Here is a 21,330-nt window from a genome sequence, read left to right as displayed (position 1 = left end):
ATAGTCTTTCATGCGTTTTACCCACTTCGATAATCAAATCTACCGGCTTGAAGGCCTATCATCTCTACGAGGATAGTATGAAGTGAGAGACATGCAAGACAGGAAGAAAGGAAAACACACTTCTCCCGTCCTGGATAGTTCCTATCTTTGTCTCCACTGCATAGATTTCAGCGTTGCCGGAAACTCATACAGCAAAAGAACAAGGATTTCGAACCTGCGGGTCTTCGTCAAAAACAAGGTTGTTGAAGATGATAAGCGGAATGTGTAACCCGGTCAAAAGAAAGGGTTCAGTTTATTCTGGTGCCTACCGAGCCATCTAGCTTGACGCGATACCTGGGGCCGGCATAGTCAGTAATGTACATCCAGTTTCCGGCTACACCGTCGAATTGCCAGATGTTTATTTTATTGAGTCTCTCTCTTTCCGATCCATCTGGCCTCATTCGGTACAGACCCTTTTCTGAATGGAGAACGTAATAGAACCAACCGTTATCGAAACAAGAGCTGCTAACTTTGTTCACAGAGGAGAGAACCGTAATTTCGGATCCGTCTTTCTTCATACGGCAGATCTCAAGATCATCATAAGCTCGAGTTTCTGGATCGAGAACCGATATGAAGTAAACCCAACCATTCTCAACGAAACCCAACCTCCCCTTTTCAGAGATCACAGTGTAATCTGATCCATCGATCCTTACTTTGCACAGCTTCTGATAGTCTTCGAAGTATATCCACTCTTCGGATATCATTACCCTGCCCGGCTCCAGGGAGACTTTGCAGAGCGCGATTTTTTTCGAGCCGTCTGTTTTCATCATGTATAGTGTCCCCACATCGCTTTCCACTGTTGCGTCTTCTGTATTTAGCGCTTCCTTCTTTATTTCGTTGAACTCGGCCAGCGTTTTCTTCGTGCTATAGGCAATGTGATCACCTAGAACGTAGAAATGAGCGACATTGTCCTCACTCAGTTTCATTTGCTCGCTTCCGTCCTTCTTCATTCTATACAGGTTGCTCACATCGCGATCGTTTGTGAAGTAAATCCAGTCACCGGAAAGAAAGATAGAACTGACCGGAGAATCCGTTACCTCTCTGCGATTCGTCCAGTCGATGTTTATGGTGTACAGCCTGTTCTTTTCTACGAAAAAGATCTGCTCTCCTGACTGCGAAATATCTCCGAGATTCATTCCGTCTCCGGACATATCGTTTCCTTCCGCCTTCTCCAGGTAGTCCTTCGCAACGGGAAAACCTTTGAAGAGGTCGGTAGACATGACCAGTATCGATCCAAAGACGAAGATAATAACGGCTCCGATAATTATGGAAAGCAGTGTTCCCAATGCTCTATCTCTCTTTATAAAAGCGATGATAGATAAGACAAAGCCGGCCACTCCTAGAGCCATAACAGAGAAGACTGGCAGAGGAATCAATGAGAACTGTATTTGGGCAAAGAGCAAAAGGATGAAGGCCAGACTCAGAGAGAAGCCCCACTTGCCTAATCGAGAGTGAGGAAGGAAGGTAATCTTCATGCCAACATCTCCTTTGATTCATTCAGTCGGGATTGACACCTGCTATCTCAAGTCCGAATGAATCCTGCCAAGAGAATGGACTCAATAGCAAATATGAACGATAGAGAAAACCTCTCCTACGTATCTTCTTCAAGATTATATATCTGTGAGCCGGAATCTAGTGTCTTAAAGTGATGTCATGACATGGCGCATGAAATAGACTTTGATTCGGAGAGAAGGCTGTTGGCAGGCCTTTTGTTTGTTTCCAGTGGATAGACTATGATAGTATTGTTTTCTTATCTTAGATGGGAGGGGTATGATTTGAGCGACAGATATCTCACGATTGAAGAGCAGCTTTCGCTTCCGATCGTAAACAATCCGGTCATTTCGCCCGATGGAAAGAAACTTGCCTATATACTGAAGCGCGCCGACTGGAACACAAACAAGTATTTGCAAACAGTTGTGGTTTATGATGCAGCAATTAAGACCGCTTTGCATGTCTCGAACGATGAGTTCGACTGCTCTCTTCCCGACTGGTCTCCCGATTCAAAGAAACTTGCATTTCTACAGAAGACCGGCGGCGAAAACAAGAACGACGTCATGATCTTCGATTTCGAAGAGAAGCGAACGTTCAAGCTGCTGACTTTCGAAAACGACATTAGTCAGATAAAGTGGAGCAGAAAGAACGACGGGCTTTACCTGGTTGCCGCCTCTCCTGAAAGCGATGAACTGAAAAAGAGGAAGGAGAACTACGGTGAATTCGAATATATAGACGAGGAACCGAAAAACAGCTCTCTTTTCTTCATTCATCTCTCACGAGCGATGAAGAAGTATTCTTCGAGGTTCGAACTGCCCAAGGATATGAGATCTGAAGAGACCCTTTTCGACAAACTGACAGATGAGAAGGAATTCCATGTTTCTTCGATCTCTCTTTCTCCGGACGGCAATTACGTGGCACTCATGGCTCCGCCAACAAGCGACGTCAACGATTTCGATGAAGCCAGGGTCATGCTTATCGACAGCGAAAGAAAACTGAAAGAACTACCCTTTAAGCATCCGAGAGGCTTCGTCTTCTCTCCTGACTCGAAGGAACTCGCCGTCGTGGTGCCAGATGGAGAAGACCCCTGGATGGATAACGGTGCTATCGAGATTGTAGATCTCTCCAATCTCTCAAAAGAGCGGATCAACGTCGAAGACGATCTGAACGTTGAACTGGTCTCATGGACAGAGAGGGGCTTCTTCGTAAGCTGGATCGAGAACAGCACAATTAGCCTTGGCCTTCTGGATATGAACGGCCATCTCGAACGTCTGACAGATCAGGACGAGTTGGTTCTGGCCTCCAGCGTTACCTATGATGGTGAACATATAGCCACTGCTATGGGGACCAATGCGGAGCCTCTTGAAATCTATTTAAATGGAAAGAAAATCACGAAAACCGCCGTTTCCTACCCGGAGAGGAAAAGGGTGATGAAGGAACGGATCTCCTGGAAAAGCTACGACGGTACGGAGATACACGGTGTCCTCAACCTTCCAGAAGATTTCGACAGCTCCAAGAGATACCCGCTCGTCGTGCTTGTACACGGCGGTCCGACATGGACGGCCCTAGCGGCGATGATCACGAGCAGCTACTATCCTGTGGAGCAGCTTGTGTCCAAAGGAGTGCTCGTACTTGAGCCGAATTACCGGGGCAGCGAAGGCTACGGGAGAGACTTCAGAAAGCTGAATTACAGAAACCTGGGTGTTGGAGATTACGAAGACGTGGTTAGTGGCGTCGATCATCTTATCGAAAAAGGTTTTGTGGACAAAGATCTCGTTGGAGTTATGGGATGGAGCCAGGGAGGTTACATCTCGGCCTTCTGTGCGACTTACGGGAACAGATTCAAAGCCGCTTCGGTGGGAGCCGGAATATCCAACTGGGTTACCTATCACGTTAACACCGATATTCATCAATTCTGTCACCGCTACCTAGGCAACAACCCCTGGGAAGATCCTCAGATATATGAGCTGACATCGCCGATGACTTACATTAAGAATGCTTCGACACCTACCCTCATACAACACGGCGGCTCGGACACGAGGGTTCCACCACCGAACGCCTTCGAGCTTTATCAGGGGTTGAGAGAGATGAACGTTCCCGTAAGGCTGGTGATATACAAGGGAATGGGGCACGTCGCAGACAAGCCCGGTCTCCATAGAGCGATAATGAGACAAAATCTCGCCTGGTTCAGTCACTATCTACTCGACGAACCGCTCGAAGAGGCGTTAATGCTTAAACAGTCAGAGATTGAGAAGACCGAAGAGAAGTAACCAATAGAAATACCTATCATAGTTGTTTTATTTGATTTCGAATCGGAAATGCCGGCTGGTCGAAATTGTTGAAAGCAAAATCCTGAAAGCAGCCAATTTTGATGCAAAACAAGATTTCGGAATCTACGAGCGGTAGGCAAGAGAGGTGAACTCGTGAAGATCTTCAAGAACGGAAATCTCATGGCAGTTACCGATGAAAGAGGGATTATAGACTGTGAGAGCGAAAAGGCGGCCGGCCTTTATCTGGAAGATACCCGCTTCATATCCAGGATAATTCTGAAAGCCTCGATTTACCTCAAGAGACTCCATGTAGATTTCTCATGGGATCGAATAGAAGTTATCTATCTGGGAAGGTCAAGGCCCGAAGTTCCTCATTTCGATATCCTTCTGTCTGAAACCCTACGTGTGGAAGGAAACACGTTGTACGCAGAAATGACGGTAAGAAACTATTCGCTTGAAGAGGTTCAGCTGACTTTCAATTACGAAATCAGCTGCGCCTTTGAAGATATCTTCACGATAAGGGGAGAGAACGATGCTTACAGTGGGCTGGAAACGTCCAGAACGGTATCTGCTTCTTCACTCAACAGCCTCGAGTATGAAAGCGACTACGAAAAGGATGTCATAGAAAACTCGCTACCCTCGCTCTCTCTAAAGCTCAGGCCGGGGCAAAGCGCGACGGTCTCGGGTAAACTGAGATTGAGCAAGGCCGTGAAGAAAGAAGAGATCTTCAAGGATATGCTTTCAGAGAGACCTGTGGGGAATCTCCAGTTGACTAGGAACGTCAATCAAATAGGCGAAAGTGAAATTGGAGATCTGAAGATGCTTATGATTCCGACGGTCTATGGCGATTTTCCAGGCGCAGGACTTCCATGGTACGCCACCGTCTTCGGAAGGGACAGCCTAGTCTTCGGGCTACAGACAGTCGATCTTCTTCCAGAGATCACGAGGAACATACTGAAGATCCATTCTCTTCTCCAGAGCTGTGAAGAAGAGACTCATTCCGAGGCTCAGCCGGGAAAGATTGTCCACGAGACCCGCCTGAACGAGCTTTCTCTGTCAGGAAGATTGCCTTTCGAAAGATACTACGGAACGATCGATGCGACCCTTCTCTTCATAATGCTATCTCAAAGGTACTACCGGCGAACAGGTGATCTTGACTTCATGAAATCTATCGAGAAGAACATCATGGCAGCCGCAAAGTGGATCGACGAATATGCCGACCCCGATAACGACGGATATGTCGAATTTGCTCCTTCTGGCGGCGGACTCGTGAATCAGGGCTGGAAGGATTCTGCCGATTCGGTGAACTTTGCAGACGGCAGGTTTGCCGAACCGTTCCTTGCCCTCGTAGAGGTTCAGGGCTATCTGTACGAAGCTTTCAAATGCCTCGAGAAGCTCGTTGTTCTCTTTGACAAACAAGAGATGGCCTCTCTTTATGCTTCGAAAGCGGCAATTCTGAAGATCAATTTCAACCGTGATTTCTGGCTCGAAAATGAGAGCTACTTCGCTACGGCTCTCGACAAGAACAAAACTCCGGTAGATTCGATAACCTCTAACCCCGAACATTGCCTTATGATTGGAATAGTGGACGAAGACAAAGCAGATGCTCTGGCAGACAGACTCTTCTCAGAGGATATGTACACAGGCTGGGGAATAAGAACTCTCTCGAGCAAGATGAAGCGCTACAATCCCTTCTCGTACCATAACGGAAGCGTCTGGCCGCACGACAACTCACTGATTCTGCTTGGGCTTATCAATTACGGCTTTTCCGAAAAGGCAAAGAGGCTCGCCTCAGATCTCTTGAGAGCGAAGGAAAAGTATCGTGACAATCGCCTCCCCGAACTCTTCAGCGGTCTCTCCTCATCTGAAACAGCCGGGAGTCTTTTGGAATATCCCGCAAGTTGTTCCCCTCAGCTCTGGTCAATTGGAACGCTCTTTGTGATTTCAAGTGTTGTGGCGCCTGATTCGGCCTGAAATGAATCTCTAGACATTCGAAAGATCTCAAAAACCATTCTGGCTATCGAACTAACTTAAGAGAACTATGATAGTTTCCACTAGCTGTAGAGGCTTTTGTTCGGAAGATCTTTCATCTCGGAGCTATAGAAGAGCCTGTGATTCCATTTACGCTTACTTATCCCCATTCTCTGGAGATTAGAGAACCAATCGGGATCTGTGTTATTTGATTGCCATAGAGCTTTTCACAACTATGATAACGACCTTCAGTCTTGCTTATCTGATTTGTCGCTGTCATCCAGTCGAGACGAACTGTCGGCCAACTTCTCACTTTCTTTCCGCAATCGGTTTGCCTTAGCTTTTGCTTTCTTTGCGCTCCTCTCTTTCATGTCATCGTACATATCTCTTATCCAGACATCGACGGGCGCCTTCCATTTCTCCGCTTTGTTGGGTATATTCTTTATCATCGTCCTTGGATTTATACCCAGTTCCTTCGCCATTCGTATCGTTTCGTCACCGACCTTGCACTTCTTCTTGACTTCTTTCCATTCATCTTCTCTTTTCTTGTTAGCCATAATTACCTCCCGGGGCTGTTATGAATTCACGAATCGGTTATGAGTATATCTCGCTAATGTATTCTTTAGTATCTGCTGCCTAATGCAACTTGAATAATCTCGGCTCTTCGGGAAATCATTTCAGATTTCCGATGTGTAAGAACAATTCAATGACCGACAAGGGTAGTCTAGCACACGAAGCTTTCGACAAGTAAAACCACCTGAAAAAGAAACTCTTATAGAACCATCTTCGTACCCAATGTGAATCCGAACCAACAACGAATACACGTGTGAAGAAGCCACAGACTCGAAGTAATCTGAGAAAACGTCTTCTAAATTGGCAGAGACATCATTATCCGCCAGCTCGACACCACGAAGACAATTGAAATGCATGAGTTCATTACTTTGAGAGGGTTAAAGCCAAAAAAACCGCATAATTATAACTATTAATCAACAAGCAGATTTAGAGCGTTTTGGATAAGGCGCTGGGATTTTGTAATCTCGTTGAGAATATGACCATATCTTCCCAAATAGTCGACTCACACCATAGTTCCCATCTCGAGGACAGCTTTCTAACTGAATAATCCTTATTCAGTCAAGTATCCTTCAATTTCCTTCTCAGTACACTCATTAGGAAAATAGAAGAATTTAAGAGAGAGTCTCCCATCCATTGATTGAAATTAGCGAATCTCAAAGCGTTTCGTGTCAAGTTTTTCTTCTGATCCTTGATACAGGCTCTTTCAAGGACCAAAACAACGGGCAATGCTCATGGTGCTTTCAAAGAACCCAAAACAAGACCACCGGATCTACTCAAAGATATTTCATAGTTGACCACTGTGGTGGTAAGTTTTTTTCTCTTTTCATTTTCCAGCTTGCTAGGCTATCTTCAGATTCCTTGCTGTCAAAGTTGAGTTAATATAACGCCAGTATCATGTCGGTCGAAGGAGGAGTAGAATACAGCAGTGAAAGAGACGTAACTGCAAAGCGCAGAGAAGAACACTCCAAACTGGAGGCGAAAAAATGGAAAATCTCAGAATGCACGGCGATCCTCCATTCAGAGTTGTAGTCGCTCACGGAGGGCCAGGAGCGGCCGGAGGAGTCGCGCCTCTTGCGAGAGAGCTGGGGAAGAAGCGGGGGATTGTAGAGCCCTATCAGACAAAGAAGACAGTATCCGGACAAATAGAGGAATTGAGGGAGACTGTCGAGAAGTATTGCTCTCCTCCGGTTATTCTTTTGGGACATTCTTGGGGTGCATGGCTCGTCTTCTTGTTTGCGGCAAAGTATAGCGATCTTGTGAATAGGATAATACTCATAAGCAGCGGTCCTTTCGAACAGCATTACGCTTCTGGTATTATGAATACTCGCTTGAACCGTCTTGGCGCAAAAGAAAAGGCTAGAGTCGAAGAGCTCATGAGCCTCTTGAGCAATGCAGAACTTAAAGATAGAGAAATGCTATCTGAATTCAGAAAACTCATGGCAAAGACAGACCACTTTGATCTTCTCGAAGATGCAGAAAGAGTAGAAGTCAATATTGATGCAGAGATATACAAGAGCGTTTGGACTGAGGCCTCAGAGATGAGAAGCAGCGGAGAGCTTCTCGAGAGTGGCAAGAAAATTCGCTGTCCCGTCCTTGCAGTCCATGGCGATTTCGACCCCAATCCTGCAGAGGGTGTTGAGATCCCGCTTTCAAGGATAATCAAAGATTTCAAGTTCAGGCTTCTGGAAAGATGCGGCCACATGCCCTGGATGGAAAAACATGCCAGAGAAGAGTTCTACAGAATTGTAGAAGCCGAGTTCGAAGAAGCATAGCCTCTCAAGAATACTCTTCTAATTGATATAAGACTCGCTGAGAAAATGGCAGTGATAATAACTACAGACATTGGATTCAGAAAATGGGAAAGCGTATTCTACGGCGACAAACTGACAAGCGCAATAATTGAAAGACTAGGTCATCATTGTCATTTGATTTCTTCTCGGATAGAGTTGCAGATTTAAAGATTGGAGACTCTATCATTAGAGGCTAAACAGTTAATCCCGGGTTCTGGATTTTTATTTGACCAAATACTGTATTCCTAGTTGCCAAGAACATGCCTTAGCTGGATCGCAGACTTGACAAGAGCTGTGTACATCTTGGTGTTTAGATTGCTATACTCATAAACAGGAAGGATAGACATCCTTCCTGTTTTTTCATCTAGATTTTATTCGTCTTACTCGACTATTATGTTTATCGCAAAGGTCTGTATTGGATGAACGCTCTCCCAGGGGCGCCTTAGGGAGAATATGACAACTGTCTCTCCGGGTTGTTTGGCTTCGAATACCCACTTGACATTATAGGGAGCTCCAACGAGTTCTGAATCGTCAAGAAACTTCCCTTCGAAGATCGAGCCCTCGTAGATCAGCGAAACGACGTTTGGATTGGTAATCTTCACGTCCCAGACATAACCGGTCGAGCCGTTCTCCTGGAGTTCCATGGTGGCTATCTCTCCTACAGAGAGGGTGTTCATGGAGGTTCGAAGACCCTTTACATCGAGCTGGGAGGAATTCCAGAGCAGGGATGTCACGAGCATGTTTGGCACGAATTCTCTGATTGTCTCTTCGAAGCTTCCATCTCGCTTCATTTCGTTGAGAGTCTTCTGGAAGTTCAAAATCAGTCCGAGATTCGTTCCCTTTGAAGCCGCGATGTAGAAGTAGTTTGTTTGGAGCTCCACAAGAGCTTCCAGGTCGTCGATGCTGTAGCCTGCTTCATCTGCCAGTTCTGCTACAGTAAGGTCTGTGAAGACCGCGAGATCGGTCTCGCCTTCGACAAGTTGCGCGACGGTGTCCAGAGGATCGAGAGAGCTAACGAGGTTCTCGAAGCCCATTTCCTTTAGGAGCTGTTCGGTCCACCAGTTCGTCGTCGTACCTATGGCGTCGACTCGCTTTGCTGACTCGAGGTCTGTGGCTGGAGTGTCTTTGCGGCCGTAGAGGTAAGCGGTGTTCTTTCCTACCGGTCCGATCCACTCGAAGTTTTCCTTTCTCTGCTCGGTCTGGTCCATGCTGAATAGGAAGACATTGGGCAGATTCGAGGCCAGTTCATAACCGAGGGACCATGGAACGATAAGGATCTCGGCAGACATGTCGTTTCTGCGTAGGATCTCCTTTACCATTTCGGTCACGAAGCCCGTCGGTTCTCCGTCTTCGCCCCTGAAGGTTACCGGCGGGTACTCTTCGGTCAGGAAGGTGTAGATGCCGGGAACGGGCTGTCCGGGGAACCATTCGCTGTAGAGCTCGGAGAAGGAGCCGGATGTCTTGAGCCCGTCGAGGGCCTTCTGGAATGCGTCTACGATTTCAGTCGGGACTTCCTTCGAGAAACCGAGGTATGTCATATCCAGGTCGATCACGACTGTCGATACGGGACTATAAGAGGCTTGTTCCCTTTTGAGAAGTTCCTGGAGAACTGCCGAGTTGAAAGGCGCCAGTTCGATCTCTCCTTCAAGAAGGGCTTCAAGCAACGACCCTTCGTCTTCAAAAACGATAAGGTTGTCGAATCCCTGCCCCTCCAACAGTTTGTGGGAATAGTATTCGCTTACCACACCGACGGAGTTTGCGTTTCTGGCGTCCTCGAGTGATTTGAATTCACCCGAAAGTTCCTCGGTCGTGTAGAGGTAAGTGTTCGTTATGGCAACGGGACCCGCCCATTGATAAAGAGCTTTCCTCTGTGTCGTGAAGACAAGAGAGGGAATGCAGTAACTCCCTTCGCCCTGTAACATCTCGAGGGCTTCGTCAAATTTGACGGGCTTCATCTCGACATCTATGCCCGTTTCGCTTTCAAGCGATCCGATCAGATCGACGAGGAAGCCCTTCAGATGGCCTTCCTCAAGGTAGCTGAAGGGATCGTAATCGGGATTCACGAGGAAGGTAATTGGCTGAGCCAGCGCAATTGATGAGAGAAAAAGGACAAGAATAATGGAGAAAACGACTTTCTTGGGAATAGAAGATTTCATTCTTACACCTCCAATTGAGTCTGTCAATGATTCCTATTCTAGACGATATATGTCCTTTCACAAGCAACAATCAATACTGGCAAAGCTGAATGGCATGTGATCGTCTCACTTGGGTAGTTTATGGAAGCAGCTTCTTATCTGAATGTTAGTCGGAGTCTTCCGGAGATTTGTGAAAGCAGATTTTGTAGTGATATAATATATATGCAATAAACATATATAAAGAATTAGGAGGTGTTTTAATTGCCTTGGGTACGTGAAGATCTATGCACCGGCTGCACTCTTTGTTTGAAGTCCTGCCCTGTGGATGGAGCTATAGTGATGCAGGGAGGCAAGGCACACATAAACAACAGTCTTTGCACCAGGTGCGGGGACTGTTTCAGCGCATGCCCCGTGAACGCCATAAGGCCTAACTCCGAGAATTCTTCTCTTCGAGCGGGTGGGGGAGGATACGGCATAGGACGTGGAGCCGGCATCGGCCGAGGAAGAGGACTTGGACGAGGTATGGGAGGAGGAAGACGGGGAGGTCGCTGAGACAATGAACGGAAGGAAGTGCTTTTTTTGAGTCATGTATATGGGGTTGTCCCTTCAAGAAGGCTAGGAAGATCTCTGGGGGTTTGCACTATACCTTTCAAGACGTGCAATTACGCTTGTGTCTACTGCCAGCTGGGAAGAACGACGAATATGACAAACACGAGACAGACCTTCTACCCGCCTGAGGAGATTCTCTCAGAAGCCAGGAGGTTTATCGAGGCGCACGGTGAAGAGTCGTTCGACGTTGTGACGGTTGTCGGAGAGGGCGAGCCGACCCTCTACAAACCGCTGGATGCTATAGTGAGGGGTCTTAGAGAAATGACGGGAAAGCCGCTGGTTCTTATAACCAACGGCTCTCTTCTATTCGATAGAGAACTGGTGGAAGAGATAAAGGATTTCGATATTGTGATGCCCACGCTCGACGCGAAAGATGAGGAGAGCTTCAAAAGAATAAACAGACCTTTCGGGAAGCTGACTTATGAAAAGGTCTATAAAGGTCTGCTGGATTTCTCGAAGGAGTTCAAAGGGGAGATCTGGCTTGAAGTGATGTTGATAAAGGATTACAACGACAGCGATGGCTTCCTGAGGGAGCTAAAGAAGAAAATCGATCAGATTAAGCCGGCCAGAGTGTATATCAATGTGCCTGCAAGGCCTCCCGCAGAAAGCGGCATAGAAGTGCCTTCAGAATCGGCGATAGAATTTGCGAGGACTCTTCTTAATGCAGAGAGCATCGAGAACCTGCCAGTCAGCAGTTTTACTACTTCTGAGAAAGAGGCGCTGGATGCAGTGATAGAGATCATCAAGCGTCATCCAATGTCGGACAAGGACATAAGGAGCTTTGTTGAGTCGCAGTTCAAGGAGGAGTCGGTCACGGGTCTTCTGAAGAGGTTGGCCGAGAATCCGAATGTCGAGAAGAAGACTTATCACGGAAATAACTTTTATAGATACGTCCTGGCAACAAGGCGATCGGGAGGATGAAAAAATGGGAAAGCTAATCGCAATCGGGACCAATGACGGTTTCAAACTGAACGAGGACCACTTCGGGCAGTCAAGGTACTACGACATCTATGAGCTAGACGAAAGAAAGTGCGCCATTAAGGTTGAAGCAAGGCCGAATCCCTATTATGAGAATCATAAGCATGCCGAGGTTGACGAGATCCTCCAGGTCATCGGCGACTGCCCAGTCTGGATCGGCGCAGCCATGGGAAAGGGATCGTTGAAAAAACTTGCCGAGATGAATTACGAGCCGGTGGTTCTGGAACCCATGACGATCGACGAGGCACTGAAGGCGTATCTCAATGAGCAGAAATACGATGGCAAGCACAAGGCAGTTCGCTGAATAAGTTCGTCCTTCTGGACAGCAAAGTTGTCCGTCAGCGGTCAACCGTTCTCCGGGAAAACAGAAGTGATGCTGGGAAGACCATCCCAGGAAGTGATGCTCGCTAGCGCGAGGAAGAGCAAAAAGGTTAGACACAATTCCCGCTGCGGCGGGACGCAAGGCCAGTCAAAAGGCGAGAATCATCGCCGCCAGTGAAGGCTTCGCCTTCGCCAGTGCCACTTCGTGGTGCCAGTCTCAGCTTAACGCTGAGGCCAGTCACTGCAAGAAGTGGCAAGAAAAACCGAAAAACACAATTGATGCAGAACATCAGGACCGTCGCACTTTGTGTGGCCAGTTCCGCTGCGCGGGTCACAAGATCCACTGAACGCTGTGAAGAGACATCCTTCGTTGCTCGTCCAAGATCATGGACCCGTCCTTCGAGAAGACCTGTTCTTCGTTCCGACGCTACGCGTCCAGGTTGTTCGTTCTTGGAACCAGATCCCGGATCAAGTCCGGGATGACAGTGTTACGTGATTGCGAGAACGGCACTTACAGTCATGCTGAAAGAAGCCGTCCTTGGTCCTTCAAGAGCAAGGATCCGTCCTTAGAAGAGCAGTTGCAAGTAGTCCGTTCCAAATTGCGAACAAAAGAACCGCTGAGCGCTTAAGAGCAAAAACCCGCTGGTGGCTGATGAAAACAGCGTTATCCGTCAACGGTCCACCGCCGCCAAGAAGCACCTGTTCTTCGTTCCGACGCTACGCGTCCAGGTTGTTCGTTCTTGGAACCAGATCCCGAAACAAGTTCGGGATGACAGAGTGAGGGGCTTCCACAAACCGCTGCCTGGACAACTTCCTCAGCTGCATTGAAACCCTGAATCGATTGCCGGTTCTTTTCGCGAGACCCCATACCCTGTTATCGATACCCCGTGCTTGGCGTCATGAACTTGCTTCAGCATCTCGAGGATCCTAAAGAACCACAGTACGATGATGAAAACAGCGTCGCCGGTCAACGGTCCACCGTCTTCAGCTGAGAAAAAACCGAAGCCCAGATCCCGGATCAAGTCCGGGATGACAGTGTTACGTGATTGCGAAAACGTCACATACCGTCATCTGAACGTGATTCGGCACTCGATGCTGTCTTGTTGAATGCCAAAAACGAGCTTACCTCATCGCCCTTTAGAAAAAAGTCTTCTTTCTTCTTGTTGCAACTTGCATCTTGGAACTTGCAACAATTCTTTTCGGAGAACGGTGAACCATTGAACGGCGGACCAGCTCTTGCTCTTCCAACCTCTGACCACTGACCTCTACCCTCGGTTTCTTTTCAAAGATCCACTATTTTCCCCGGATTGAGTATGTTGTTTCGATCAAAGGCCTTTTTTATGCCTCGAATCAGGTCATCATGTTTGCTTCGTCGAACTTGAGAATCCTGTTCATCTTCTCGAAACTCATGACGATTCCACGGTATGAGGGCACCGCGCCTCCCGAAAGGCCCGTTGCCGCACCTCTTGGGGTAACTGGAATCAAGTGCCTGTTTGCAAATTTCATGATCTCCGACACTTCCTCATCGTATTTGACGGGGATGTTGAGTAGTGATTGTAACTCTTCGATCAGGTCTGCGTTGAGCCGTCCGTAATTCATCTCTTCACCTTCAGGGGTAACGCATCTCCACAGCCACCTCCCTAGCCCTGAGAAGTAGCTCCTTCCCCCCGAAAAGCGGCTCCTCTTCGAAGCGGAGCCCAATACGCCTTTCGAAGTTATCTTCGTTGAAGACGTAAACGAGTCTCTCTCCACGATCACCGACGCTCACGACGGGGAAAACCCCGAAGGAATCGCCCGTCATGGAGATCTTCGGTTTCAATCCGTAGCCCTCGAGAATTCGGCCGAAGAAGCCAGTGTTGCAGTTGAAATGGGCAGTTATGACCGTTGTGCTTCCGACTCTGGCGGCGCACGTTTCGCCCTTCTGGGCTATTACGGCGAGCTCTTCGCCCCCTTCTATTCTGAAGGCCCGGGCGAAATGCGTGGCCAGTTCCGGCAAACCCAAAGGTTTCACCGAGAGGAAATATTTGCTAGAGGAACGGTAAGCTTCCCCGGGAGTTATGCCGAGAGCCTCAATCAGTTCCCTGCAAACTCTGCCGGTCATATCGAAGAGAGGCACCTCCCCGTAAATCAGCAGCCTTCCCCCGCGTTCGACATGATCCGCGATCTTTCTCTGGATCGCAACGTCCAGATACCTCGCACATGGAAGGATCAGCAGCCTTTCGGGATCGATTTCTCCATCCTGTATATTCTTCACGTCGTAGCGGTATCCCAGCAGCAGGAGTGCCTTGAGGAAGCTGTCCCAGAAGTTGCCCGCCCGGTGAGTTTGGAGATCGGAAATCATCTCTCCGGATCTCGTCCCGTAACGGTACTCGCTCATGAAATAGTCCGGAATGAAGGCCACCGTCAGAGGATCATGGCTTACCGAGAGATTGCCCATGTTTCTCGTCAGTGGTTTGAGGGAGAGCGTCGCTTCCTTCAGGAAGCCGTAGGTGTAGTTTTCCGCGCCCGTAGGAGAGATCGGGGCCGCAAAGCCGTGGAGCTCGCCGGTGAAGGCTATCCTTCCGTTGCCGTCGAGTGGCTCGGGATCAAGGACATAGTTTCTTCCTCCCGAGAAGAGGTAGTAGTTGATCAATCGGTTCCCCTGGGCGATGCAGAGCTTTAGCTTGTGCTCCAGCGAGTAAGGGTCAATCCTCTGCCCGTAGTTGTCCCCGTAATTGCCGTCGCCGCACTCGAATTCCATGGAACCATAAACTCCCCCGCAGGCGGCCGCGAGCGTTTCGTTTATCGTGTAGAGGTCCTGGAAGTTCCTCAAGGAGAGATCTCCCAGATAGATATCGCTAGAGGGGAAGACCTCCTCGTCGTCGCAGGCTTTGTAAAGCTGGCTGATGCCTATCGGGAAGGTGAAGCCCCTTCCTTCGGACGTACCGTGAATGTTGACTATATAGGGGATACCTTCGAGGCCGGCCCTCTTGGCCAACTGTTTCAGGTTCTGCACGTACTCTCTGTAATCCTCGCGCGTGAACTGGCCGAGGTCGCGTATGAACTCCAGCGAGAAATCTTCTCCCGGGCTGCGGAGGAGCCTGTAAGTTTCATCGCGCTTCTCAAGCGCGAAGCCGTAGGGCTCCCGGCCGCGCTTCTCCGAGACCCGGTCGTTGAACCTCGCGAGCGTGAAGTCCGAAAGATCGGGCGTGTTGTTGACCCACTGAAGCATGCCTATCTCATTATCCAGCTGGACGGCCACAACGTTTCCTCCCCTACCGACCAGCAACGGTCCGAGGATCTCCCCCACTCTGTCGTACCATTTTTCGACCTCTGCGAGAAAGTCCGGGTGGTTGTAGATGACCATGGCGCTCTCGACTTTTCTTCCTTCCCAGCTGAGGGGTCTGAGATGTGGGTGCTTATCGTACAGCCAGTGTGGGATCCCTTCGTTTTTTAGCTCTGCCATGACGAAGGGACCCGGTCTGGCTATGAAGTAAAGCCCCAAATCCTTAGCAAGCTCCACGAAGGCTCTCAGGTCTAGCCTCCCGGTGAAATCGTATCTTCCTTCGACGCTCTCGTGACAGAGCCAGGGAATGTAGGAAGCTATCGCGTCGCAGCCGGCTTCCTTCGCTTTTTCAATCCTCTCTCTCCACTCTCCGGGCTCGAGTCTGAAGTAGTGGATCTCGGCCGAAATCAACCGGGGAGTTCCACAGATCTTCGACCAATTCTCTTTTTTCATTCTTCATCACCTTCGCAACGGCCATTGAAACCTTTAAACAATTATAGCCCAGGTATTTCCCGCCGGGATTTTGGCCGGAGTGAGAAAAACAGTATAATTTGTTGAAACGTTTCAATGAAAGAAGGGATAACCTTGGCGACTATAAAAGACGTGGCGAAACTCGCGGGGGTTTCGATCTCCACCGTTTCCTACGTCCTGAACAACAGCAACAGGATAGGCGAAGAGACCAGGCAGAAAGTGTTGAAGGCCGCGAAGGAACTGAACTACGTTCCCAATACCTTCGCCAGGAGCCTTAAGAAGGAAAAGTACGACCTCGTATCGCTCATCGTCCATGAAATAAAGGGTCCCTTCTACGATTCTCTGGTGAAGGGCATTCAGGATGTTCTTCACAACATGGGCTACAACCTTTTGATCTACTGCACGCTGGAGAACCGCCGTCAGGATGTCGCCAAGTTTCTCAAAAACGATATCGTCGACGGCCTCATCATCATGACGCCGACGGTCAAATCCGAGGATATAGAAGGCTTCTCACGGGACTTCCCTGTAGTCACGCTCGACAGGGTGTTGAAAAGCGAGAGGGTGAGGAGCGTTCGGATAGGCAACGAAAGGGGTTCTTACGAAGTCGTCAGACACCTCCATGAACTGGGCCACAGGCGGATAGGTTTCATAAAGGGGTCGAAGGACACTCTGGATGCCAGAGAACGGTATTCCGGCTTCACCGGAGCCATGAAGAAGTTCGGACTCAACGTTGTGGCCGGGGACGTTCTGGAGGGCGACTTCACCGAAGAGTCCGGTCGGAGCTCGATGAGCGGTTACCTGGAGGCGAATCGTGGCCGGAAGATCGCGACGGCCTTCTACTGCGCCAACGACGAAACGGCCATAGGCGCGCTCAAGGCGATAAACGAGTACGGGTTGAGAGTGCCGGAGGATATATCTCTCGTCGGCTTCGACGATATAGAACTCTCCTCGTACATAACCCCGAAACTGACCACGGTGCGGAGACCGATGTACCAGCTCGGCTCACTGGCCGCGCACATGCTTATCAGCCTGATCTTTGGCAAGTACGACGAGGTGAGCAATATCAATCTCGATGTTACGTTGGTGGTGAGGGATTCGACCGGGAGGGCTGCACATGAAGAGATTGAGTGATATGACGCTCGAGGAAAAGATCGGTCAGCTGGTGATGTACGGCAAGTATGGAGAAGCTCAACAGAAAGCGCTGGCCGAGGGAAGAATCGGTTCCTTTTTGAACAACAGGGGCGAAGAGACGCAGATGAGGCAGAACCTGGCCCTCGACTCGCCAACTGGCATCCCCCTGATAATGGGCGACGATGTCATTCACGGATTCAGGACGATCTTTCCCATTCCCCTCGCTCTGAGCTGTTCCTTCGATTTGGGACTCATAGAGGAAACGTGCGCCCTGTCGGCGCGCGAGGCGGCCATGGAGGGTATAAACATGATATTCGCCCCCATGGTGGATATCTCGAGAGATCCGAGGTGGGGCAGGGTGGCCGAAGGGGCCGGCGAGGACCCCTATCTGGGAAGCGAAGTGGCGAGGGCGAGGGTCAGGGGATACCAGAGAAACGACTGGGAGGACCTGCCGAAAACCGCCGCCTGTGCCAAGCATTATGTTGCCTACGGGGCACCGCAGGGCGGAAGGGATTACGATGGGGCCGATATCTCTGAGAGATCGCTCCGGGAGATCTACCTGCCACCCTTCGACGCGGCGGTTAAAGCTGGTGTGATGTCGGTGATGTCATCTTTCAACGATCTCAACGGGATACCCGTCTCGGGCAACGAGCGTGCGATACGGGGGATCCTAAGGGGCGAGCTAGGCTTCGGGGGAGTTGTGGTGAGCGACTGGGAATCGGTGGAAGAGCTGGTGAACCACTCGATAGCCTCCGACGGGAGGGAGGCGGCCCGTCTCGGCTTCAAAGCCGGGGTGGATATAGACATGAACTCCGGAGTCTACGAGAGATATCTGAAAGAGCTCGTCCGCGAGGGGAAGCTTACGGTCGAGGAGATCGATCAAGCGGCTGGGAGAGTCCTGAAACTGAAGGAGAGACTAGGGCTCTTCGGCAAAAAAAGGTTCAGGATAGAAGACGCACGCCGGCTGAGCCTAGAAAACCTCGCGGCGAAAGAACTGGCCTTGAAGGCGGCGCGCGAATCCATAGTCCTGCTCAAGAACCGGGATCTCCTGCCGTTGCGAAAGGGGACAAAACTTGCGGTTATAGGCAAGCTGGCAGACGACAGGCCCGACATGCTCGGCTGCTGGGCCGGACAGGTCGAGGTGCAGGAGAGTGTGACCGTTCTCGAAGGTCTGGAGAACCTTGGAGAGGAGTTTCGCTACGAGAGGGGCTGCGAGATAAACTCCGACATAGAGGGCGGCATCGACAGGGCCCGCGAGATCGCGTCGAAGGTGCAGGTCGTGCTGATGGTTTTGGGCGAGACGTCCTCTATGAGCGGCGAAAACCGCTCCAGGGCGGACATAACGATACCCGCGGCCCAAAGGAGGCTTCTAAGGTCGGTCATGGAAGTCAACGAGAATGTAGTGCTGGTCGTGGTGAGCGGCCGGCCCCTGGTTTTGAGCTGGGAGGAGGCTAACGTGCCGGCGATTCTCCAGCTCTGGCAGCCCGGCCATCAGGCCGGCAACGCACTCGCCGAAATCCTCTACGGCATTCACAATCCCTCGGGGAAACTGACGCTGACATTTCCGGCCTCCGTCGGTCAGATACCGGTCTACTACAACAGGAAAAATACGGGCCGTCCGCTGTTCAAGAAGTATATAGATATCCAGGACGAACCGCTCTTCCCCTTCGGCTGGGGTTTGAGCTACACGGATTTCGATTACGAAGATCTCGCGCTCTCGAGCGGTTCGCCGAAGATGGGGGAAGAGCTTAAAGTGAGCGCGCGTGTCACCAACCGCGGAGATCACGACGGCTCGGAGACGGTTATGCTCTTCGTAAGGGATGTGACGGCCTCCGTCACCAGACCGGTGATGGAGCTCAAAGGTTTCGAAAAACTCTTTCTGAAGGCCGGTCAATCGAAGAACGTACAGTTCGACATAACGGGGGAGATGCTCTCTTTCCTCGATGAAAATTTGAAGCCGGCTCTCGAGAAGGGGCGGTTTGAGGTCTTCCTCGGGCGCAACAGCGTCGAACACCTGAAGGGCTATTTCGAACTGATCTGAAGAGACACAAAGGATTTTTCATTTATTCAACCGTGAGCGGGAATATACATCCTTCTTCGAAGTTTACGGGATTTTCTTCGGTCCTCTCCGGTATGATAAGCTTGAAATACCGTTGAAACGTTTCAATTAGTTTCAGCAGGAGGTGCGTGGTGAAGCGCGTTGAATGCAGAGACGGGAAGTTCGTCATCGACGGGCGGGAGAGGTTTCTCTTCTCGGCCGAGATGCATTACTTCAGGGTTCCGGCCGGCGACTGGTTCGACAGGCTGGAAAAGATAAGGCGGGCCGGCTTCGACACGTTGAGCTTCTACGTACCATGGTTCTGGCACGAGACAAAAGAGGGCGAGACAGACTTCGAAGGCCGGACCTCTCCAGAAAGAGATCTGACGGGTTTCACAAGGCTGGCCATGGAATACGGTTTCGACCTCATAATCAAACCCGGTCCGTACATAATGTCCGAGCTCAAAAACGAAGGGCTTCCCGACTGGCTCTACATGAAACACCCCGACGGAATCGCGTTGACGAGCGAGGGAAAGCCGCACCCCACCAGAGTCTTTTCGTATCTGCATCCGGGTTTCCTCGACTGCGTGAGAAAGTGGTACGCATCAATCGCGAAAGCTATCCGGGAGAGCGACGCGATAATGATCCAGCTGGACAACGAAGTGGGCATGCTCCACTGGGTGACCTCCACGGGGGATTACAGCCCGGTTGCCCTCGCCCATTTTCGCGAATACCTCACCGCCAGGGCACCTGAGCTTCTTGCGGAGTTAGAAGCCTGGAGTTACGGCAAACAGTTCGGCTTTCCCCTGAACGTAGAATATCACAGGTTCATGAGGCAATACTTCAGGGAGTACCTCGAGACCCTCTCCCGTTTCATGGATGAAGAGTGCATCGATCTGCCGAAGATAATAAACATACATGGCTTTGATACGCTCGAGTACGCCAAGAGAGGCAAGAATTACCCTATCGGCGTCTCTCAGTTGAAGGCGGCTGCCGACATACCGCGGGCTGTTCTTTCGGGCGACTACTATATAGGCAACATAGTACACGAGAACTTCACCGATATCAGCATCTCAAATTCGATCATGACGGCCGTCGAGAATCCTGCCCAACCGCTCTTCTCGGCCGAGTTTCAGAGCGGTTTCCAGCACGATAGGCCGAAACTCATGCCCTCCTCGATAGATCTCTCCAGCCTGCTCTGCATAGCAGGCGGAATGAACGCGATCAATTACTATCTCTTCGTCGGGGGGAGAAATCCCGAGGGGAGCGGCCTCATGGGAAGCGCGCACGACTGGCAGGCGCCCATCGGAGCCAGTGGAGAGCTCAGGGGGAGTTATAACAAAATCAAAGAATTGATAAGTACCGTAAGACCGTCCGAGAAAGAGTTGCTGAACGCCAAACCGGCCTTCGATACGTGGTTCGGTTTTATCTCCTCTTACTATGCGGGCGAATTCTTCGCCCAAGACGGATACCCCTTCGCCCGGACCAAAGCGCACAGGGACATGGCTACGTTCGACGGGCTGCTCAGGGGGCTCTTCCTTTTGAACTATACCGCTGGAGCGGTCGATCTGGAAGCGGTCGAAGAGATCGATCCGACGAAACGGCCAATTCTCTGGGTCTTCTCCGGTCCCTTCATGCCGGCCGGTGTTCAGAAAAAGCTCGTCCGGTATATGGAAAGCGGCGGGAGGCTAGTTCTCTTCCCCGCGCTGCCGGAGCGGGAAGAACACGGTAGAGAGTGTGCGATCATACGCGACCGCCTGAACGTCGAAAAAGGTAAAGAGAGGGACTGGTCGATGGCGCGGATATTTGGCCTTGAAATAAACGCCTTCTACACCGAGAGCTACCGTGAACTTTCGGGCTTGTCGCCTTTCGGGTTCGACGAAGAAGGTTCGGCCTGCGCCTTTTACGGTTCTGTCGGGCAGGGCGAGATAGTCATGCTCGGCTGCGGTATAGAGCTTGAGAGGGAGTACAAGCTCGAAGTCCTCCGCAGGCTCTGCGAGCATCTTGGAATAGAAAGAAACGTCGAGATAAAGGGAGAATTCATCGATGCCTGGCTCAGGAAAGGGGAAGGCGTGGATTTTCTGTTCCTCAACAACTACGATGACTACGACAAAACAATCACAGTGAAGACCGGAGATCTTGAATTTGAAGCGACGGTCAAGGGGCGAGCGGGCCTGATCGTCCGGCTCGACGGGAGTTTCCGGGAGCGGAAAAAGTTTGAGGCCCGTAAGGCCGTCTTTTGAGGAGC

General features: G+C 50.3%; 14 protein-coding genes and 1 pseudogene. 10 read left to right on the top strand and 5 right to left on the bottom strand.

Features of this window, described 5'->3' with window-relative positions; genetic code table 11:
* Positions 1-287: 287 nt before the first annotated feature.
* A complete protein-coding gene (locus THEBA_RS12435) occupies positions 288-1,514 on the bottom strand; it encodes a DUF5050 domain-containing protein (protein WP_014731839.1) in 1,227 nt (408 codons plus the stop codon).
* Positions 1,515-1,814: 300 nt separating this feature from the next.
* Here THEBA_RS12435 and THEBA_RS12430 point away from each other — a divergent pair, with 300 nt between their 5' ends.
* On the top strand, positions 1,815-3,800 hold the full coding sequence (locus tag THEBA_RS12430) for a S9 family peptidase (protein ID WP_014731838.1): 1,986 nt from the start codon (positions 1,815-1,817) through the stop codon (positions 3,798-3,800).
* A gap of 153 nt (positions 3,801-3,953) precedes the next feature.
* Positions 3,954-5,774: an MGH1-like glycoside hydrolase domain-containing protein gene (locus THEBA_RS12425; protein ID WP_014731837.1), complete on the top strand. Its 1,821-nt coding sequence runs from the start codon at positions 3,954-3,956 to the stop codon at positions 5,772-5,774.
* A 245-nt stretch (positions 5,775-6,019) separates the two neighbouring features.
* On the opposite strand, the gene THEBA_RS12420 is transcribed toward THEBA_RS12425, so the two are convergent.
* Positions 6,020-6,328 (bottom strand): hypothetical protein, encoded by a 309-nt coding sequence (locus THEBA_RS12420; protein ID WP_014731836.1) that lies wholly within the window; start codon positions 6,326-6,328, stop codon positions 6,020-6,022.
* A gap of 999 nt (positions 6,329-7,327) precedes the next feature.
* On the opposite strand from THEBA_RS12420, the gene THEBA_RS12415 reads away from it, so the two are divergent.
* The gene (locus THEBA_RS12415) at positions 7,328-8,116 is read left to right on the top strand and encodes an alpha/beta fold hydrolase (protein WP_014731835.1); all 789 of its coding nucleotides are present in this window, start codon (positions 7,328-7,330) and stop codon (positions 8,114-8,116) included.
* A gap of 21 nt (positions 8,117-8,137) precedes the next feature.
* Positions 8,138-8,302, top strand: coding sequence for an ATP-binding protein (locus tag THEBA_RS14185; RefSeq protein WP_321162749.1), 165 nt, complete (start codon positions 8,138-8,140; stop codon positions 8,300-8,302).
* Positions 8,303-8,514: 212 nt separating this feature from the next.
* On the opposite strand, the gene THEBA_RS12410 is transcribed toward THEBA_RS14185, so the two are convergent.
* The gene (locus THEBA_RS12410) at positions 8,515-10,290 is read right to left on the bottom strand and encodes a transporter substrate-binding domain-containing protein (RefSeq protein ID WP_014731834.1); all 1,776 of its coding nucleotides are present in this window, start codon (positions 10,288-10,290) and stop codon (positions 8,515-8,517) included.
* A gap of 240 nt (positions 10,291-10,530) precedes the next feature.
* On the opposite strand from THEBA_RS12410, the gene THEBA_RS14180 reads away from it, so the two are divergent.
* The 3 genes from THEBA_RS14180 to THEBA_RS12400 are packed head-to-tail and all read left to right on the top strand — an operon-like array spanning position 10,531 to position 12,160.
* A complete protein-coding gene (locus THEBA_RS14180; protein ID WP_014731833.1) occupies positions 10,531-10,821 on the top strand; it encodes a DUF362 domain-containing protein in 291 nt (96 codons plus the stop codon).
* An 18-nt stretch (positions 10,822-10,839) separates the two neighbouring features.
* Positions 10,840-11,799, top strand: a complete 960-nt coding sequence (locus THEBA_RS12405) for a radical SAM protein (RefSeq protein WP_041928293.1) — start codon at positions 10,840-10,842, stop codon at positions 11,797-11,799.
* Between the two features lie 4 nt (positions 11,800-11,803).
* Complete coding sequence (locus THEBA_RS12400; RefSeq protein WP_014731831.1) at positions 11,804-12,160, top strand: NifB/NifX family molybdenum-iron cluster-binding protein; 357 nt, start codon at positions 11,804-11,806, stop codon at positions 12,158-12,160.
* Between the two features lie 1,373 nt (positions 12,161-13,533).
* Here the strand turns inward: THEBA_RS12400 and THEBA_RS14915 are convergent.
* Both THEBA_RS14915 and THEBA_RS12385 read right to left on the bottom strand, forming a co-directional pair.
* Positions 13,534-13,776, bottom strand: a pseudogene (locus THEBA_RS14915) (FAD-binding oxidoreductase); the annotation flags it as partial.
* 10 nt (positions 13,777-13,786) lie between these two features.
* Entirely contained in the window at positions 13,787-15,895 is a 2,109-nt protein-coding gene (locus tag THEBA_RS12385; protein WP_014731830.1) for a beta-galactosidase, read from the bottom strand.
* Between the two features lie 132 nt (positions 15,896-16,027).
* On the opposite strand from THEBA_RS12385, the gene THEBA_RS12380 reads away from it, so the two are divergent.
* The 3 genes from THEBA_RS12380 to THEBA_RS12370 all read left to right on the top strand — a co-directional run bounded on the left by THEBA_RS12380 (position 16,028) and on the right by THEBA_RS12370 (position 21,325).
* A complete protein-coding gene (locus tag THEBA_RS12380; protein ID WP_014731829.1) occupies positions 16,028-17,044 on the top strand; it encodes a LacI family DNA-binding transcriptional regulator in 1,017 nt (338 codons plus the stop codon).
* Positions 17,028-19,085, top strand: a complete 2,058-nt coding sequence (locus tag THEBA_RS12375) for a glycoside hydrolase family 3 N-terminal domain-containing protein (protein WP_014731828.1) — start codon at positions 17,028-17,030, stop codon at positions 19,083-19,085. Before THEBA_RS12380 ends, THEBA_RS12375 begins: the two co-directional genes overlap by 17 nt.
* A gap of 149 nt (positions 19,086-19,234) precedes the next feature.
* The gene (locus tag THEBA_RS12370) at positions 19,235-21,325 is read left to right on the top strand and encodes a beta-galactosidase (protein ID WP_014731827.1); all 2,091 of its coding nucleotides are present in this window, start codon (positions 19,235-19,237) and stop codon (positions 21,323-21,325) included.
* The last annotated feature ends 5 nt before the right edge of the window (positions 21,326-21,330 follow it).

The sequence above is a fragment of the Mesotoga prima MesG1.Ag.4.2 genome, from assembly GCF_000147715.2.
GTDB lineage: Bacteria > Thermotogota > Thermotogae > Petrotogales > Kosmotogaceae > Mesotoga > Mesotoga prima.
This window is presented reverse-complemented; position numbering and strand designations above follow the sequence as displayed.

Coding starts and splice junctions, on each gene's coding strand:
- THEBA_RS12420 (WP_014731836.1), bottom strand. CDS start 6,328: ATGGCTAACAAGAAAAGAGAAGATGAATGGAAAGAAGTCAAGAAGAAG.
- THEBA_RS12435 (WP_014731839.1), bottom strand. CDS start 1,514: ATGAAGATTACCTTCCTTCCTCACTCTCGATTAGGCAAGTGGGGCTTC.
- THEBA_RS12410 (WP_014731834.1), bottom strand. CDS start 10,290: ATGAAATCTTCTATTCCCAAGAAAGTCGTTTTCTCCATTATTCTTGTC.
- THEBA_RS12385 (WP_014731830.1), bottom strand. CDS start 15,895: ATGAAAAAAGAGAATTGGTCGAAGATCTGTGGAACTCCCCGGTTGATT.
- THEBA_RS12415 (WP_014731835.1), top strand. CDS start 7,328: ATGGAAAATCTCAGAATGCACGGCGATCCTCCATTCAGAGTTGTAGTC.
- THEBA_RS12400 (WP_014731831.1), top strand. CDS start 11,804: ATGGGAAAGCTAATCGCAATCGGGACCAATGACGGTTTCAAACTGAAC.
- THEBA_RS12375 (WP_014731828.1), top strand. CDS start 17,028: ATGAAGAGATTGAGTGATATGACGCTCGAGGAAAAGATCGGTCAGCTG.